This window comes from Streptomyces sp. YIM S03343, from assembly GCF_054729195.1.
Genome location: NZ_JBPUKX010000001.1, coordinates 2,286,560 through 2,305,322 on the forward strand (window position 1 = coordinate 2,286,560; position 18,763 = coordinate 2,305,322).

Sequence of the window (18,763 nt, forward strand, 5' to 3'; positions counted from 1 at the left end):
GTGTTAAGGCTGAGAGCAGTGTGACCGCTGAGGAAGGGTATTGCTGTGCCCCTGACATCGCAATACGGTTCCGATCTGACCAGACAGGCCGTCAGCTGACCACTGCTCAATTCGGCTTCTGGACTCTTCACATGGGGGACTCACGCATGCGCGGAAGACCAGTTCGACATCAACGCGCCCAAAAGCAGGCATGGGTGCGGCGCATATTTCTCTGGGCGGCGATAACCACCGCCTTTTCACTGGCGGTTCAGCCAGCCGTAGCCGACGTCGTGGTCGGCGGCTACCAGTACAAGGACGAGGTCTGGGCGGCCGATCCGCTGCCCGAGCAGCCGAAGGTCCCGGGACACCCCGCGGACAGCCCCGGCCTCAGGGAACCCACCCCGCCGCCTGGCGCCCGCGAGCTTGCCCGACACGGGGTGAAGACCCCGAAGTGGCCTGTCGGCGCCACCGCGACCGTCGACCTCGGAAAGGCGCCCACGGTGCGGAGCCGGGCCGCGGCCGCCGCGGGGGGCAAGGTGAAGGCCGCTTCGCTGCCCGTCTCGCTGTCGCCCGCCGCGCCGTCGGCGATCGGTGGACACGCCCGCGCACTCGTCGGGCGAAGCGCCCCGGTGGCCCCGGCAGGCGCGGTACGGGTGCAACTCGCGGGCCGTGGACAGGCCAAGAGAGCCGGCGTCGACGGACTGCTGGTCGGCCTGGCGCGCGCCGACCACCGCACCGGCGCCGGCGGCGTGTCCGTCTCGCTGAACTACGCTGCCATCGAGCAGGCGTACGGCGGTGGCTGGGCCTCCCGGCTGCGCCTGGTGGCGATGCCGGCCTGTGCCCTGACGACACCTCAGGTAGCGGAATGCCGTGCCCGCACGCCGCTGGAGTCGGTCAACGACCCGCAGGCCCGGAAGGTGACCGCAACCGTCGCCGTACCCGGCAGTACCGCTGCCAAGGCACCCAGCAAGCCCGCCGTTCCCTCCGCCCGCACCGCCCTGGCCTCCTCGGGCGTTGCGGTCGCGGCGGTAGCGGGCAGCAACGGTTCACAGGGCGACTTCGGTGCCACCTCGCTGTCCGCCTCGGGCGCCTGGTCATCCTCGGCCTCGGGTGCGTTCACGTACAACTACCCGATCACGGTGCCGCCCTCCCTCGGCGGTGAGGCGCCCAACGTCGGCCTCTCCTACGACTCCCAGTCGGTGGACGGCGAGACCTCGGCCCGCAACTCCCAGTCCTCCTGGGTCGGCGACGGCTGGTCCTACAGCCCCGGGTTCATCGAGCGCTCCTACAAGAGCTGCAAGGACCAGGGCATCAAGGACTCCGGTGACGAGTGCTGGGGCGGCTGGAACGCCACCATCCAGCTGGGCACCCACAACGGGCAGCTGGTCCGCGACTCGGACGGCGAGTACCACCTCCAGGCCGACGACGGCACCCGGATCCAGCGGCTCACCGGAGCGTCCAACGGCCTGTGGGACGGCGAGTACTTCAAGGTCACCACGACCGACGGCACCGCCTACTACCTGGGCCTGAACCACGCGCCCGGCACCACCGACGACAGCGCCACGGACAGCGCCTGGGGCGTGCCGGTCTACCACCCCAAGTCGGGCGACCCCTGCCACGACTCCGACAAGGGCGACGACTCGCAGTGCGACAAGCCGGTCGGCTACCGGTTCAACCTGGACTTCGTCGTCGACCCGCACGGCAACGTCCAGCGCTACGACTGGGCGACCGAGTCCAACTACTACAACATGGGCTACGGCCAGGTCGCCAAGGACGACAAGGGCGGCAAGATCACCAAGTACGTCCGCGGCGGGCACCTCACCCAGATCTCCTACGGCTACCAGCTGGCCGATGCCCGGGCGGGCCGCGAACCGGCCGCGAAGGTGGTCTTCCGCACCGCGCAGCGCTGCACCACCTCCGACACGGTCTGCAAAGCGGACAACCTCTCCTCCAAGACCGCGAAGAACTGGCCGGACACCCCGTACGACCTGCACTGCGAATCCGACTGGAAGAACAAGGTCAAGGACGACGACACCGACGGCGTCTGCCTGACCTCCGGTCCGACCTTCTGGTCGACGTACCGGCTCAAGGGCATCGACACCTCGGTGCGCACCGCCTCCGGCTGGCAGGACGTCGACAGCTACGACCTGGGGCAGGTGTTCTCGGACGCGGGCGGCACCTACGACCCGGTCACCGGCAACACCCAGGACCCCAAGAGCACCGGCTCGCTCCAGTCGGTGATGTGGCTGTCCTCCATCGTCCACACCGGCAAGGACACCTCCGCCGGCGGCGACAAGCCGATCACCCTCGACCCGGTCACCTTCGCCGGCATCGAGATGGACAACCGCGTGGACGGCCTGACCCCGGCCGCCCCGCCGCTGTTCCACCCCCGGATCTCCAGCGTGCAGACCGAGACCGGCGAGTCGGTCGCGGTCACCTACCGCGCGCCGGAGTGCTCGCGGGAGAAGAAGAACATGCCGGCCTCAGCCGACAGCAACACCATGGCCTGCTACCCGGTGTTCTGGAACACCCCGGGCGGCGTGGAGCCCATCGAGGACTGGTTCCACAAGACGCTCGTCGCGCAGGTCACCGACAGCGACCGCACAAAGGCCGGTTCGCCCGCCAAGGTCACCAACTACACCTACGGCGGCGGCGCGGCCTGGCACCGGGACGACTCCGACCTGACCGACGACAAGCACCGCACCTGGAACGACTTCCGGGGCTTCCGCACCGTCACCACCACCACCGGCGCGGCGCCGGACCCGGTCACTCAGAACACCGTCTCCTACCTCCAGGGTATGGACGGCGACTACAAGTCCGACGGGTCCAAGCGCAGTGTCAAGGTCAAGAACGCGCTGGACGAGGAGATCACAGACAGCCCCTGGCTGGCCGGTACCCCGTACCAAGCCCTGACCTACCCCAAGGCCGGCGGCACCGTCGTGGGCCGCACCCTCACCGACCCGCCCACCTCGAAGGTCACCGTCTCCCGGAACCGCACGGCGTGGACGTCCGAGGACCCCAAGCCCGACAAGCTCTCCACCCTGCCGGACATGACGGCACGCCGCATCACGGCGACCTCGTCCCGCACCATGGGGCTGCTCTCCGACGGCACCTGGCGCACCACCCGCTCCGGCACCACCTTCGACGACAAGGGCCGGACCTGGAAGGTCGACGACGAGGGCGACGTCTCCAAGCCCGCACAGGAGACCTGCACCACCACGAACTACGCCGACGCGCCCGCCGACAACCCGATGATGCTGGTCTACCCCAAGGAGACCAGCAGCGTCGCCGGCCCCTGCGGCACCGCCCCCGGCAAGGACACCACCCTCTCCGACAAGCGGATCTTCTACGACGGGGACGGCTCGGTCGACAAGGTCGGCACCCTGGGCAGACTCGGCCAGAACGGTGACTCGCTCGGTCTGGTCACGGCGACCCAGTCGGTCACCTCGTACGACGCGAGCGGCGACCCGAAGTACCAGACGCTCGGCGGCATGTCGTACGACAAGTACGGCCGGGTCGTCGCGAACACGGACGCGGCGGGCAACACCACGACCTCGTCGTACGAGCCCGCTTCGGGCATCCTGCCCACCACCCTGTCCACGACGAACCCGCTGAAGTGGACGGCCACCAGTACGGTCTCACCGGGCCGCGGCTCGGTGACCCACGCGGTGGACGTCAACAAGCAGGTCACCGACGCGACCTACGACGCGCTCGGGCGGCGGGAGAAGGTCTGGTCGCCGGGCCGGGACAAGGACAGCGAGACCCCCGACCGGATCTACAGCTACGACGTCCACGGCGTGGGCGACAACCCCACACCGTCGTCGGTGACGTCCAAGAGCCTGCGTGAGGACGGCTCCTACAGCACCTCCGTCACCATCTACGACGGTACGCTGCAGCCCCGCCAGACGCAGTCGACCCCGGCGGACAACTCGGCTGGCCGACTCGTCTCCTCGACGTACTACGACTCACACGGCTGGACCGTCTCCGACATCGCGGCGTACTCCGATGCAGAGCACGAGCCGGGCAGCACGATGTGGGCGGAGACCAACCGCACCGGCCCATCGGTGACCCGCACGTCGTACGACGGGCAGGGCAGGCCAGTCACCACCTCGACTGCTTCCTTCGCCAGCACTCTGTTCACGTCCTCGACGGACTACCGCGGCATCGACCGGGTCGACACCACCCCGCCGCAGGGCGGCAAGTCCACCACGACCTACACCGACGCTCTCGGCCGCACCACATCCACGGTGATGCGCGACACCACGCCGGACCGCAAGCTGGCCTCCGGCGGCAAGCTGGCCTCGGGCACCTCGTTGGTCTCCGCCGGTGTCCGGCTGGCCATGCAGGCCGACGGCAACCTGGTACTGACCTCGCTGGTCGGCGACAAGGTGCTGTGGTCGTCCGACACGGCCGGTAAGCCGGGCGCGTACGCCGTCATGCAGACCGACGGCAACTTCGCGGTCATGGACGCCACCGGCAAGACCACCCTGTGGTCCAGCCGGACCTCGGGCCACACCGGCGGCTATCTGAAAGTGCAGTCCGACGACAACGTCGCGGTGTACGACGCGTCGAACACCGTGCTCTGGTCGACCGGGACCCCCGACAAGGCGGCGACGGCGGACATCACCACCCGCTACACCTACACGCGCGGCGGACAGGTCGAGACGGTCAAGGACTCGGTGGGCAACACCTGGTCCTACGACTACGACCTGCAGGGCCGCGTGGTCTCCCAGACCGACCCGGACACCGGCACCTCCACCTCCCACTACGACGACATGGGGCGGCTGGACCGCACCACCGACGCCCGCAAGCAGACCCTGTCCTTCACCCACGACCTGCTGGGCCGCCGCAAGGCCGAGTACTCGGGCGAGGGCACGACGGACCCGTCCAAGCTGCTGGCGGAGTGGACCTACGACGAGCTCGGCAAGGGACTGCCCGTCGCGTCCATCCGCTACGTCGGCGGCAAAAACGGCAGCGCCTACGTCCAGAAGATCGACTCGTACAACGCGATCGGCCAGCCGACCAGCACCTCGACCGTGATCCCGGACGCCGAGGGCCCGCTGGCGGGCACCTACACCGCCAAGGCCTCCTACACCGAGAACGTCGGCCTGCTGGCCGCGACCACGTACGGCGCCGACGGCGCTCTGCCGGCCGAGACCGTCGGTTACGGCTACAACCTCCAGGGCGGCCTGGTCAGCATGGGCACGCCCAGCCGGCCGTACGTCGCCACGGTCAACTACAGCCCGCTCGGGGAGGTTCTGCAGACCACCGTCGGCACCCCGTCGAAGCAGCTGCGCACCGCGCAGACGTACGACCAGGCGACGGGCCGACTGGCCACCAACCGGGTCACCCTGCAGACCAACACCGCCAACCCGATCTCGGACACCACCTACGGCTACGACCAGGCCGGTAACATCACCGCAATCTCCGACATCCGCTCCAGCGGCGGCACGGACCGGACCGCCGACACCCAGTGCTTCGCCTACGACGCACAGGACCGGCTGACCACCGCCTGGACAGATACCAAGGGCCTCACCACGGCCGCCGCGGGCCAGCTCGCCCGGTGCACCACCTCACGCCCCAGCCCGGCGACCATCGGCGGGCCGGCCCCGTACTGGACGGACTGGCAGTTCAACCAGCTCGGTGACCGCACCCAGCAGGTCGCGCACGACGTGACCGGCAACGCCGCCAAGGACACCACCCAGACGTTCGCCTACCCGGGCGCCGGCACGGCCCCCGCCAAGCGGCCCAACGCGGTGTCCACCGTCACCACCCGCAACCCCACCACCGGCACGTCCGTGCTGACCCCGGAGTACGACGACGCGGGCAACACGAAGACCCGGACCACCACCGGAGCCCGCCCGGGAAGTCAGGGGATCGAGTACAACGAGGAGGGCCTGACCTCCGCCACCACCACCGACGGCAAGAAGACCGGCTACCTCTACGACGCCGACGGCCAGTTGCTGATCCAGCGCGGACCGGGCAACAACACGCTCTACCTCTTCGGCGGCAACGAGCAGCTCAGCCTCGACACCGCCACCAAGGCCGTCACGGGTCTGCGCTACTACTGCGCCCCTGACGGCACGATGACGGTCCGCTCCAGCAAGGGCCAGTTCAGCTACCAGCCGACCACGCCGCAGGGCACCGCCCAGCTCCAGGTGGACGGCAGCACGTTGGCCGTCACGCGGCGCGCCTTCGACCCGTACGGCAACCCGCGCGGCCCCGCGCCGACCGGGTGGGCCGACAACCACGGATATCTGGGCAAGCCCACCGACGCCACCTCCGGTCTGGACCTCCTCGGGGCACGGAACTACGACCCGGTCACCGGCCGCTTCCTGTCGGTCGACCCGCTCTTCGAGAGCGACGACCCGAACCAGATGGGCGGCTACGGCTACGGAGCCGGCAACCCCGTCTCGGGAAGCGATCCCAACGGACTGTCTTGGTACTCGGGCTGGGGCAGCTCGATCGGCAGCTTCTTCTGCGGCGTGGGCGACAGCTTCGTCGGCGACCCGTGGCAGTGGAGCGTCAACAAGCTCTCCGACGGCTGGAACGGGTTCGCCAGCATCGTCAACGGCGACAACCAGTGGTTCAACGGCTGGACGGGCTACTCGAACGAGACTCCGTTCCAGCTCGGCTACACGGGCTACGTCGACGACCACCCGCTGGCCAACCTCTTCGGCGTCGACACCGGCTCGACCTCGTACGTGGCCGGCCAGTGGACCGGCGTGGTCGGCACCTTTGCCGTCGACGGCTACGGCGCCTACAAGGCGGTCAGCGGCGGAATCAAGGCCGTCAAGGCGGTCAAGGCGGCCATGTCGGAGGGCGAAGACCTCGTCGGAGCGGTCAAGAGACTGCTCTCCGGTGACCTGCCCACCACCACCCCGGCCGACCCCGCGCCCACCACGCCCAAGTCCGGCGACGCGCCGTCCACACCCAAGTCCGGCACCGGCAAGGGCGGCAAGGAACCGGGCGGCAGCGGGAAGGCCGGGGGCGGGGAGGAGCCGACTCCGGCCCCGGAGCCCAAGCCCGAGTCGAAGCCGAACGAGTCCCCTTCGGACCAAAGGGGAGCAGCACCCCAAAGTGCCCCCGGGGGCAAGAACGGCGCTGCCGTTAGTATCAAGCAGGTGAAGATGGCGCTGGGTAGAGCCGGCATGAGCGTTTCCCGGTATGACATCGTGCACGTGCCGGAAATCAGAGGAACGAATGGCATGCCTGCTTACGGGAACAGTCCTCACGATGGGTTTGGAAAACCGAGCCTTGGCCCCCGTGGGCGGCCTGTGATTCAAATCTCGAACATGGGGCTGGCTGACATGGATACGGCCGTGAAAACGATCTTTCACGAGACCTATCACCATCGCATGTTCGCTACCTGGCCAAAGTCTTTGGGTGGCAAGGAGTCCGCTGCAGAGAGCTATGGGGAATCCATGCTCAGCGTTTTTAGGCGAAGGGTGGGGTCGTGATTCAGATGAAGCGTTTCACGCAATCGGAAATCGAGACCCTCGGGAGGGAGTGGAATTTCCTCCAGAATCAGTCGGAGTGGCGTTGCCCTTCGTGTGGAGAGGTTTCGGTTCGCACCTACCTCAGAAATGTCCCGCACCCGGATCGCCCCGCCGTGATCAGCTACACTTGGTGCGCTGCTTGCCGCAAGATGTCCGGCTCCACCGGCCCACTTCCAGTCGGGCTGATTATTTCTGATCCATGGCGAGAAGTGGATCCGGTGGCGTGGGAAGAGTTCGACGCGAGCTTTTCCAAGTTCTTCGCGAGACTCGACCGACTGTGGGAAGATGGTGTGCTTCCGCAGAGTTTTAGTTGGGTGCGGCGGTAGAAGGCTGACGGTCTCTTAGCGGAGGACGGCGCGCTGCGAGGACCAGGAGCTGACGCGACGTCGGTCGGCCGTGGTGGGATCACCTCCCACCACGGCCGACCGGCTCGGTGCCCGTCCTTGCTCTGCAGAGAGGTCCGAGAACCATGCCCCGCCCCTACGACCAGCAGCACCTTGAAGCGCTCGGCGCCCAACTGCACCTGCCCGTGACCGAACGAACCTGCCCGATCTGCGGCCATGTCACCATGCGCATCTACCACCACACGACATACGGCCGGACCGAACCCGCGTGGATCAACTACCTGTGGTGCGGCAACTGTCACGCCTACTCGTCGTCCTTCCACGGCGCCGGCCGCAAGATGGTGGAGAGCGACCCGCTCCTCGAGGAATACGGCGATCGGATCGCCGAGGTTTTCCGTGACCACGAACGCCTGCTCAAGATCCTCGACGGCTACTGGAAGGCGGGAAAACTCCCCCAGGTGATCTCCCGCCGCCCCGCGGACGCTGATGGCTGAGGACTACGCCGTCCTTTTGACATCCTCCCTGATCACATCAGCGTTCTGATCAAACAGGGCATGGGTGGTGTATGGCGTTGTGCCGTGAGTTCGACCCATTCCAAATATGACCTGACCGATCGGTGGGGCGAGAAACGGCATGACCTACTACGCGGATTTGTCACTTTACGACTTCATCGAATACGAAGAGCCCGAGGGTCTCACCATCGGCTGGCTGGAGGATGGCCACGACTACACCATCGATGAGATCTCCGAGGAAGATCTCGCGAACATCATCGATCTCGGTTCGCTGCTGCAACACGCGAGCAGGGGCTGGCACACGTGCACCCTCTGTCCGGAGTACACCGAGCATACGGCGACCTCCGCACGGGCGGGCTTCACGTACAGGCTCGGCCATGCCGAGATTCGGGCCGTTTCGGACGACGGAGTGCTCTACGTCGCTCCGAACCTGATCATCCACTACATCGTCGACCACCTCTACGGACCGCCCGCCGAGTTCATCGACGCCGTCCGGTCCGAAGTCTGCCCCCGTGCTGTAGCGACTACTGGACCATCTCGCCGACGGAGACTTGGATAGACCCCACGACCGACCGGTCGACGATAAAATCCTCCCCGACGGCACGCGAAACCTCTCCGAAGCCGGGTGGAATTGCACTGTGCACGGGCGACACGTCCGCTGGAAGTCCCCCGCTGGGGACGCAGGAGTGCAGTTCGCGACGCCTTCGCCGCTCAGCATCCGACGCGGAACATGGCCACGTGGACCCTCTGGGTTGGACCAAGCCCGGCCGTGACCACAGACCCAGCCCTCACGTAACACCGTCGTCAGGCCCGCCCCGCCCTATCGCCGCCCGCTCGCGCTGAGCGACTCCCCCACGTGCGACAGGCGCGCTGACCATACTTCCGCGTGTGGGCAAACCTCCCGCACAACTGCCGACCAACCCCGCGCGGCGACTTCTCCACTACTCCTTCGGGCACGGACTGATCGAAAACCCTCATGAGCAGACGCGCGGTGTCGCTACCGCGTCGAGCGCGGCGTGAGCCGTACCAGCGCCGTTTCCTGGAGGATTTTACGGAAGAAGGAGTACCGGGCCTCGCGGAGGACCTCGATACTCACCTGGTCGCTCGTCAGCCCCAGGCGGGCGAGGCCGGCCTGTACGGCTTGTTCGGTTGTGGGGCCCTCCTGCTCGATGGGGGGCAGTGGCACCGGCGGCATGCAGCCGAATCCGGTTGACGGACGGAGTTGAGGACCCCGCGGTGACGGGCGGCGCGCCGTCGGCACCGGCGGCGGGCGGAAGTCGCGGAACGGGTCAGTGACTTCGGACTCGGTGTGCTCCCACGCCCGCCCGGTTGCCAGGTCCGTGCTCTGCACGGAGCGGACGTCTGCCGTGCTCAAGTCGGCCCACCTATCGACCCGTTGTCGGATCAGCTCCACCAGGGCACGGATCTGGCCGATATCGGAAGCCGTGGCTTCGAGTACCGGGTCGGCTTCGCGTTGCCGGAGGAAGGTGCAGCCGCTCAGGGTGAGCAGGGAGCGTCGTTCCGTGCCGTTGAGGATAGGGCGGCCCCGGAACGCGGGGTCCAGCGTGATGACCACGTCAACGATCCGCGCTTTCCGCAGTACGCGGGTGACGGCGGGGACCAGTGCCGCGCGCCGCCGGCCGATGAGCACCATGCTGTTTCCCCGCATCTCGCAGACGAGGACATCCGGCAGGGCGAGGAGTTCGTCCAGGTACCGGGACTGTCTGCCGCGTACCCGGCCGATGACGGCGGGGTCCACCTCGATGCGTACACCGGCCCAGGCTTGCGCGTCCGCCAGTTCCGCTCGAGCGGATTCGACCGCGGCAGGCGGTCCCACCAGCGTGATCTCCGCGGACCGCGAGACGAGCCGGTCCAGACCGAACTGCTCAGCCCATTTCTTGCCGACGGCGGACGGCCACGCGTCATGGAGCCACGGCGGCGCAGGTACCACGTCCGAGGACCCGGTGACGCGCACTTCGCGCACGCTCAGCCGCTGGCTTTCGAGCCAGAAGCGCCAGACGCGCCGCTGCCAGCCGTTGTCGTCGTCCGCTCTCAGCAGCCCGTCGACCGTGGCCCGGGGAAGCGTGTCCGCCGTCGGCTTGAGCGTGCGGGCACCGTCCAGTCGCAAAAAGGCGGCGTGCGCCGACACGAGCCGAGTGAGAGCGGCGGGATTCCCCTGCCAGGTGAGGGAGGGGTCCTTCTCGGAGCCGAGTCGTACCTCGACCTCCCGGGTCTTCGCCGGCTCCCCGACCATGCCGTCCTCCGCGTACGTGTCCCGTGCCGCCAGTCCCTCGATCAGGCGGGGGGACACGGTGAGCGCGGACAGTCCGGTGTCTCGGTCCGGGAGGGTGAGGCGTATCAGCGGGCCGGGGCCATCCTGCCGGTCATCAGCTGGTTCCAGAAGGGCCGGGTACCAGCCGTCCGGGGTCGTACGCGCCCGGCTCAGGGCCCGGCGCAGCGCGGGGAGCGGACTCAGCTCGGCTGGGTCCCTGTCGCGCGGGCCTGGGACGACCGTCCAGGCCGCCTCCGTGTCCCGTGCCAGCGTGCCCGGCAGGTCCACGTGCCTGGCTCCCAGGCCCCGGGTCTGCGGATGCAGCAGGAATCTCCGACCGTCGGCCGCCCACAGGACGCGGAACTCGTCCAGGTAGTCCCTGGTCCAGCCGCCCGCTCTCAGAGTCAGTTCGGTGCCGAACCGCTCGTCCAGGCCGAGGCTCGCGGCGCCGGCCTCCTTCAGCGGTTCGAGGAGCAGGGTCACCTGGCCGTCAGCAAGGTCATAGCCGACCACCTTGCCCAGACCCTGGTCGTACCATCCGTGGTCGTCGGCGACGTCGTACAGCTCGGGCTCTCCTGTCCACCGCAGAAGCACGCCGTCGGGGAACCCGCCCCGCGGCCCCGTGTCCGTCTCGCGATCCTCTGTCCACTCTGCGGCGGGGCCTTCGTCGTTGGTCTCCTCCAGCGCCGTCAGCGCGAGGGCGGTCTCCTCCTCCGGCACCTCTCCCTGCGGCACGGGTCCCAGGGGGACGTTCACCTCGATGTCCGACTGCGCCGAGCGGTTCGCTCCTGGTGTTCCTCCTGACCGGCCGCGCCCCTGTGTGGCGGTCCTGACTCGCTTCCCGCGCTTCGGCCGGCGAGTCCGGGAGCCGTCTGCCGGGGCCTCAGCCGACTGGGCGCTGTCGCCGGGGTACGGGAGCGGGGCACTCACCGCCCGGGGGCGGCCCGAGGACGTGTCGACGACCACGCCCACCGGCAGCGCCTCACACAGCAGATCGAGAGTGCGCCGGTCGGCAGGCTCAGGAAGGGGCGGAGCGTGGCGGGAAGTTCGTTCCAACAGCGCGAAGGGGTCAGGTGAACCCTCGACCGCCCACCCTGCGATGCGGAGCAGCTGCCCGATGACGGTCTCCCGGCCATCACCTTCCCCGGCGGCTGCCGTCCTGTCGAGCGGTCGGGTGCGTCTGAAAGCGACGACCAGCCCTTCCGGGCGGGTCAGCTGGAACGGCGCGAGCGTCACCGTCTTCCCGGGGTCCTGGGCGTCCGTCCACGCCTCACCACTGTTGCCGAATGTGAAGCCGGTCATGGCGTAGGCGCGGCTCAGTACGCCCCTGGCCCGCCCGAGGAGCCTCAGATCCAGGGACCGGTCGGCCGACTTCTTCATGTGCGAGGACAAGCCGCCCACCGTCTCCTTCACCCGATTCTCGGCCGCCACCAGCACGTCGTGGTCCAGCCACCAGGTGCGCGCCCACTCCTCGCGGTTCTCAGCGTTCTGCCAGGCGCTGAACACCCGCAGGACCAGTTCGAGATCGTCGCCGCAGCCGACCGCCAGGGCCCGGTGGCAGGAGTAGGCGTGCGCGCGCCACACGGCCGGCCAGGAGAAGTCGAAGCGGAACAGACCGGAGCGTCCAGTGAGGGGGCCGTCGAGGAGATGCAGCGCGGCAGCCACCTCGTGCAGGCAGGTGAGGCGGTCAGCGAGCATGATGGCCACGGCACGCTGTGCAGAGCCCTCGGCGCGTTCCAGTTCCCGGCCGAGCGCGGTCAGGTTCCCCTCCGTATCGAAGGCGCCCGATGCCGTCAACGCGGTTCTGGCGCGGGCCAGTTCGGTGGTGAACAGGGTGGCGCTGCGCCTGCCGTGGGCGTCGGGCTCGTAGTCCTCGTGGGTGAAGTTGGCCGGCAGGGTCAGAGCGGCGGGGTCGTCCACATCCGCCGACTTCAGCCTGAGAACGAACTGCTCCAGGTTGGTGCGCGTGGACTCGGGCGGGGTGTTCCGGGGCATCACCCGGAGGAACTGTTCGTGGTCGTACAGCGGGAAGACGAAGCCGGGCGCGTCCCGTCCCACCCGCCCCCAGCGCTGCCGGGCACCGGACCGGCTGTGCTGCCTGGTCACGATGTCGCCCTTGGCCAGCGCAGGGTCCCACTCCGACTGGCAGATCAGTCCGGAGTCGATGATGTACCGGACACCGGGCACAGTGAGGGACGTCTCGGCCAGATTGCTGGAGACCACGATCTTGCGCTGTCCCGGCTTCGACCTGGCGAGTGCCTGCTTCTTGATCCGGTCGTCGGTGGAGGCTAGGAGCGGATGGACCCGAACGGTGCCGTCGTCCGGGTTCCGCTCGTCGATGCCGTCCTGGATGGCGGCCACGGCCGCATCGATCATCCTGGACTTGGGGAGGAAGCAGAGGATGTCTCCGGCCTCCGTGCCGTCGAGGACCCGCAACGCCTGTTCGGCGACGGCCGCGGACACCCGCTTCTCGGCGTCGGGTGAGGGGCGTTCGGTCCATTCCCAGAGGTCGACCGCCGTCGTGGGACGGAGGGTGGCCAGGTGCAGGGCGTGGTCGTGCACGGTCTGGCCGGAGCCGTCGAGCACGGTGTCGTCGAATCCGGCGAACCGGCCGTCGAGTCCGTCGTCCATGCCTTCGGCGAGTACGGCCGCGTCGAGAGCGAGGTCCGGGAAGAACGGGATGCCATAGCCGAACGACTTGACGGCCGGCACCGGCAAGTGGTGCACGCGTCCGTGGCCGCCGAAGTACTCGACGAAGAAGTCCTTGTCGATCGTGGCGGAGGCGATGATGACCCGCAGCCTCGGGTATCGCGGCAGTTGCTCCCTCAGGAGCGCGAGGATCAGGTCGATGTTCTCGCTGCGCTCATGGGCCTCGTCGACGATCACCGCGCCAATCCGGGCCAGTCTGCCGTCCCGGATCCAGTTGATCATCGTGCCGTCGGTGACGTAGATCAGCCGGCAGGCGTCGTCCCAATGCTGGTTGCCGCTCGTCTGGAAGCCGACGGGGAAGCCGGGCCCGGTATGCCGTCCGCAATCAGGGTCGTGTCCGTAACAGAGCGCCTCGCCGACGAAGGAAGCTAGTCCCGTCGCCGCCGGAATCCGCGGTTCGGTGACCACAATGGGACCAGCGTCCGTGAGTCGGAGCGCTGCGCCGTCGGGCGGATGCATCAGTCTCAGGGGGGCGAAGGTCGATTTCCCCGTCCCCGTCCCGGCCTCCAACACCGCGACGCGTTTGGTGACCCGCCCGGGGTGGTCGGCGAGGCCGTCGAGCAGGTTCAGGATGTGCCGATCCTCGAGGCCGAACTCGTGGTCGCTCAGTGCCACGCCGACGGACTTCTCTTCGTGGGTCGTAGGCAGCGGCCCCAGTCCGCCGAGCGGCCCCCGGGGGTCGGCCGGATCGGCCACCGAGCCGAGAACGGCCAGGTCGACGTACGGCACCGCGATGGCCCGGATGGCGTCGCGGTGTTCACGTCGATGGCGAGGGCACCGGTCCGAGCGCGATCCGCCGCGTTCCAGCACACGGTCGGACCATTCGCCCGAGTACTCGAACACTTCCTCGTCCCGGGTCGTGTTCCGGCAGTCCTTGCAGCCCGCCGTCCAACTGTGGGTCGTCGCCGTTCCACGGGAGGGGGGCGGCTGTGAGTTCACGGTGACCTCCATGGAATGCCTTCACCGAAGGGTCCGTCGTCGCGGTAGAAGACGGGCAGCACGGCGAGAGAACCCGGCTGTTCGCGCAAGTGGTCCACAACCGCGCGGTAGAAGCCGACGACGGCCGGCTCCAGACCGCTCTGATAGATCTTCAGGGCGACCTGGCCGGTACCGGTCAGGGCCGCCAGTTGCCAACGGCTGGTGTCATAGACGAGTTCGTCCGTCTGTGCCATGGGGCGGGGCCGGCTGATCTCGCTGTTCCGCAGCCAGGCGCCGTCCACCGTCGCGTCGAGTTCGACGTGACGGATCGACATCAGCGCGAACCTCAGCAGGCGTGCGGTCGGTTCCCAGGTCCGGCCCATGGGAACCGCGCCGAGGGGGAACGGCTTGGCGCGCGATCCGTCCCGATAGCGGACCGGCACGTCGACCGGTCCTCGGCCAGGAACCTGCGCAACGAACTCCCTCAGTGTGTCGGTCAGCACGGCGTTCGGGATGCCGCTCGGCACGATCGCCTCGGGGCGTTGTCGCGCCGTGCCAGACGCTATCCGGCCGCGGCTCGGGGACTCCACGGCCGTGTTCATGGCGACCTCCAGCTGACCGCGGAACCTGACCTGTATCGCCTCCTTGGCCCGCATGCCCTGGGCGGACCAACGGCGAGCCGGCGGGAGTTCCGCGTCCCCCCTCTCCGGCAGCACCGTCGCCCCGGGAGCGAACGGCCAGACCACCTCGACCACCACCGCCCCGGGTCCGGCGCGTTCCAGCAGGCGGCGAACCTCCGGGGGCGCGGGGGACGGGGGCGGGGCGGTGTCCAGCAGCGCCGAACTCCCCCGGCCCACCGGGCTGTCGCTCATCGTCCAGGGCGCCCCGGCCGCCCGTGCCGCCAGCGCCAGCGCTTCGAGGGCACTCTGCGCGCGCTCGTACCGCGCCACGTCGATCGCGTTGTCGGCCGGATTGCTGGCGGCACGCGTCAATGCGCTCCGGGAGCGGTCGTGGAGCGCCATCGCCTCGTCACGCTGGCCGCCCTCAAGCGCGATCAGCAGGAAGAGTTCCGCGCTCATGCCCGGCTCACCCGCGCCGACAGCAGCTTGCCCTCGATACTGCTGTCCAGTTCGTAGAGGGTGTACGGGCAGCGCAGCACGGGCAGCCGGCAGCCGTCGAGGCCAGCTGCGTCGTCCGGGACCACGAGCGCCACCCGCGCCCCGCTACGCCGGGCAAGGTCGACGCCGAGGCTCTCGTCCTCGGCTGTCGGCCGGGCCCTGGGGAGTACGAGCAGCGGTCGGTCCGCGGCCTGGGCGAGGTCCTCCGGGTCCGGGAGCCAGGGCAGCGGGGTGTCCACGCCGGTGAACTCCACTGTGGCGTTGAGGCCGTCCACCACCCAGGTGACCCCCCGCCGCCCGTCCTCGAAGACCCGGGCCTGTCCGGTACGGCCCGCCGAGTCCACCGAGTCGAGCCGCCGGTGGAGCGTCCCCGCCAGCACGGCGGCCCGGCACACCTCGCTCTCCGCAGCGCGGGCGCGGCGCTCCTCGGGCAGAGCACCGCCCGCCAGCACCGACGCGGCTCGCCCGCTCGTGGCCAGCATGAAGTCCAGCTCGATGTCCCACCAGACTCCGGCCGCCAGCATGTAGCACAGCCGCTCCGGGGTGATCAGGCCGCTGTCCGTCAACTCGGCGGCGCGCTTGGCCAGTCCGGCTGGCATGTCGGTCGCCGCCCAGAACAGTCGCCTGGCTTCCTCAGGGGTGATCAGGTCGCGGCGTTCCCGGCCGAGGGTGATGCCCTTGGTACGGGCGAAGCGCCGGAGCGCGGCCGGCACCGACTGCTCCGGATGGCCGCGGAACCGGATCTCCATGGTGCCGCCGCAGGCGAACGCGTCGCAGAGCATGAGCAGTGACAGGGCACGCGTTCCTTCGTGCGTGGCGACATGGGGCACTTCGCAGGTCTGCCACAGGGGCACACTGAGTCCGTCGAAGGACGAGTCGTGCCGGAAGGCCGCGAGCCCCACGACGACGTTCTGGCAGGCGAGTTGGACGGGGCGCAACGCATAGCCAGGAGGCCGGACGCCCGGCTCGCTGTACCGTTCCGCATAGGTGGCCTGGGCTTTTGCCATCTCGGCGAGACCTCGCCCGCGTGCGGCCTGTTCCTGGGTTCTCGTGCGGAGGTAGTCCGGCGCGGTGATGTCGAGCAGTACTCCCTGACGGTCACGGGGGATGTCGTCCAGGTGCCACCGCAGCACGGCGCCCTCCCCCTGGACCGTCGCCATGCCAGGCTTCCGGCAGACGACCACCGCGAACGACCGGTCGTCGACCGGTGCGACGGGGACGATGTTGCGGGGCACGGTCTGGGCGCTGGTGGTCAGCGCGTTGAGCGCGGCGGCCAGCGACATGGGGTCGTCGGACGCCAAATCAGGACGGTAGAGCAGCCCTTCCGAACCAGATGGAGGAGCGGCGTAGACAGTGCGCACACCGTCCGGGAGGACAACCTCCAGCGCCTCTTCCGCAGCGCGGACGAAATCTATTAACACAGGCGGGGGTGACGCTATGGACAACGCATGACCTCCTAGGTGTGAGCACCTTAGGGCACGACAGAAGTATGTCGACACTCTTTCCGATATATGCCTCAAACATCCCTAAAACCATTGACACTACGGTCGGTAGTGCGCTGTTCTTGGCTGCGCGCACGAGCGTCGGACACGCGCGAGCAGGGGGTAGGGCGATGGGTTGCGCAAAGCCCGGCGGGGAGACGACGCCCGCCGTGGAGAGCCTCGGCCCGACCGTGCCACCGGGCACGAGCCTGGAGGAGCAGGCCCTGTTGCACGCCGCGTGGGAGCAGCGTCACCCCACCGACCTGAATGTGCCCTCGCCTGCTGAACTGGATAAGGCCGAGAAGGAGATGCGCCAAGCGCAATCCGCGATGGACCGTGCGAAGGCGGCCGGGGCCGACCCCGCGACCGTCGCCCGGCTGGCGGAACGGCTGGCGCAGCTGAGAGAGACCACACGGGCCATGAATGCCAAAGTGCGGAGTGTCGACGCAGAGATCTCGGCCGCGGATCGGGCCCAGCGCGCCGCTGTCGAAGGCCGGCCGGTACTGGTGCCCGTTGCGGCGGATCGGAAGGCGGTCGCCGAGATGACCACCGCTCTCCGGGAGGCAGCCCGCCCAAGGTTCCCGGAGCGGGACGACAAGCAGCAGGAGCCGAGGACCTCCGACGACTTCATCGTCATGAAGCCCGGATGGCACGTACCGAAGGGGCAGTCGCAGAAGGAGGGCGTCAGACCCGCCGACGTCGACGGCCGGCCAACGGTCGACTTCTTCACTCTGCTGAACCACGAAGGCAGCATGCGTTTCCGCGAAGGCGCCAAGCAGAACAGGTTCCAGGAGGTCGATGAGTCCGGAACACCGGTCACAGAGCCTCTGCATTCCCACTACCGTGCGACCCTCGCACCGCTCTGGCAGGTTGTCGAGAAGCAGGGCGAGGACGGTCCAACAGCAGAACTGATCATCGGTCATCAGTTGATCCTCCCTGTCGACCCCGTGGAGCGCGAACAGCAAGTGGGCTGGGCAGGCAGGCCCGAAGGCCCGAGAGACTGAGGGAGCCGACGAGCGTGGCAGTTCCGTTGGAGGTACTGGCGACATCGGCCGACGGCGTGCGAGTCCACTACGCCCCTGTGGGCTCGCACGCCGCCACCCACTTCGCCGACACCCCGCAACTCGCGGCACTGACCCGCGAGGCTCTGGCACGCCTGACGGTGTCCGACGGGCCCACAGTCGTGTCCGTCATGTTCGACCGTGTGGTGGGCGAGCAGGACCTCGTCCCCACAGACGCTACCGACGACATCGTGTACGCCCGCCGCCTGAACCGGGACACTTACTCTCGCTTCACCAGGTCCCGGCGGCCCGTTCCGTCGCACACCGTCTCCCTGGTGCTGGGCACGTCCGGCGGAGTCGTCCTTCTGGCGAGTTCGTGGATCGGCCCCGCCTCTCCCCCGTTCCCCGGCGACCCGTACGAGACGCCTGACAGTCGTCCGTACTGGTACCGTCACGCTCTGGCCTGGGGCCGTCAGGAAGTCGACGTCGGCAGCATCACCCAGGAGTGTCCATGGGACTGATCCCGGTTCACAGCTTTCGGCGCAGCCGGTCCACGACCGCATTCACCTCATTGCCACCGGGGCTCCCGCGGAGAACGGTCTTCTCCTCGTGCATACCTCCCCCTCGGGAGATCACTACGACCACCTCACCGCCCCGCTCATCATGGATGACATGGACGTGGGGGTACTTGGTCGTGGGCTCCCCGTGGCGGTCGACCATCACATGGACCTTGCCGTCGTCCTGCCGGTACTTCGAGTACCAGCCCGCACCCGAGGGCCTCGGGTAGCGCGGTCCCTCCAGGGCCTCCCGCTCACGGCGGATCTCGTCGGCGGCCCGCCGGATCGCGAACGGCCCGTACCCGTCGCCCCGCCTGATCGAGCGCACTGCTCCCCTGAGGTTGTCCATAAGGCTGGATGAGCCGTAGACCAT

Annotated in this window: 10 protein-coding genes; 6 read left to right on the forward strand and 4 right to left on the reverse strand. The window is 68.6% G+C overall.

Features of this window, described 5'->3' with window-relative positions; genetic code table 11:
* The first annotated feature begins 194 nt into the window (after positions 1-194).
* From ACSYGN_RS09785 to ACSYGN_RS09800, 4 genes are all read left to right on the forward strand, one after another.
* Complete coding sequence (locus ACSYGN_RS09785) at positions 195-7,439, forward strand: RHS repeat domain-containing protein (RefSeq protein ID WP_460393938.1); 7,245 nt, start codon at positions 195-197, stop codon at positions 7,437-7,439.
* Positions 7,436-7,804 (forward strand): hypothetical protein, encoded by a 369-nt coding sequence (locus tag ACSYGN_RS09790; RefSeq protein WP_460393940.1) that lies wholly within the window; start codon positions 7,436-7,438, stop codon positions 7,802-7,804. Before ACSYGN_RS09785 ends, ACSYGN_RS09790 begins: the two co-directional genes overlap by 4 nt.
* Before the next feature lie 143 nt (positions 7,805-7,947).
* Positions 7,948-8,316 carry a hypothetical protein gene (locus ACSYGN_RS09795; RefSeq protein WP_460393942.1) on the forward strand — a complete coding sequence of 123 codons (369 nt, stop codon included), beginning with the start codon at positions 7,948-7,950 and terminating at the stop codon, positions 8,314-8,316.
* Positions 8,317-8,455: 139 nt separating this feature from the next.
* Positions 8,456-8,893, forward strand: coding sequence for a DUF7919 family protein (locus tag ACSYGN_RS09800; RefSeq protein WP_460393944.1), 438 nt, complete (start codon positions 8,456-8,458; stop codon positions 8,891-8,893).
* 438 nt (positions 8,894-9,331) lie between these two features.
* On the opposite strand, the gene ACSYGN_RS09805 is transcribed toward ACSYGN_RS09800, so the two are convergent.
* From ACSYGN_RS09805 to ACSYGN_RS09815, 3 genes are read right to left on the reverse strand one after another with little or no spacing between them, the layout of a single operon-like run.
* Entirely contained in the window at positions 9,332-14,254 is a 4,923-nt protein-coding gene (locus ACSYGN_RS09805; protein ID WP_460393946.1) for a helicase-related protein, read from the reverse strand.
* Complete coding sequence (locus ACSYGN_RS09810) at positions 14,251-15,312, reverse strand: hypothetical protein (protein WP_460393948.1); 1,062 nt, start codon at positions 15,310-15,312, stop codon at positions 14,251-14,253. The genes ACSYGN_RS09805 and ACSYGN_RS09810 overlap by 4 nt, the downstream gene beginning before the upstream one ends.
* Positions 15,309-16,652, reverse strand: coding sequence for a hypothetical protein (locus tag ACSYGN_RS09815; protein WP_460393950.1), 1,344 nt, complete (start codon positions 16,650-16,652; stop codon positions 15,309-15,311). The genes ACSYGN_RS09810 and ACSYGN_RS09815 overlap by 4 nt, the downstream gene beginning before the upstream one ends.
* Positions 16,653-17,002: 350 nt before the next feature.
* On the opposite strand from ACSYGN_RS09815, the gene ACSYGN_RS09820 reads away from it, so the two are divergent.
* A complete protein-coding gene (locus ACSYGN_RS09820) occupies positions 17,003-17,836 on the forward strand; it encodes a hypothetical protein (RefSeq protein WP_460393952.1) in 834 nt (277 codons plus the stop codon).
* Between the two features lie 14 nt (positions 17,837-17,850).
* Positions 17,851-18,354, forward strand: a complete 504-nt coding sequence (locus ACSYGN_RS09825; RefSeq protein ID WP_460393954.1) for a hypothetical protein — start codon at positions 17,851-17,853, stop codon at positions 18,352-18,354.
* Between the two features lie 7 nt (positions 18,355-18,361).
* Here ACSYGN_RS09825 and ACSYGN_RS09830 read toward each other — a convergent pair whose 3' ends face one another.
* On the reverse strand, positions 18,362-18,763 hold the full coding sequence (locus tag ACSYGN_RS09830) for a hypothetical protein (protein WP_460393956.1): 402 nt from the start codon (positions 18,761-18,763) through the stop codon (positions 18,362-18,364).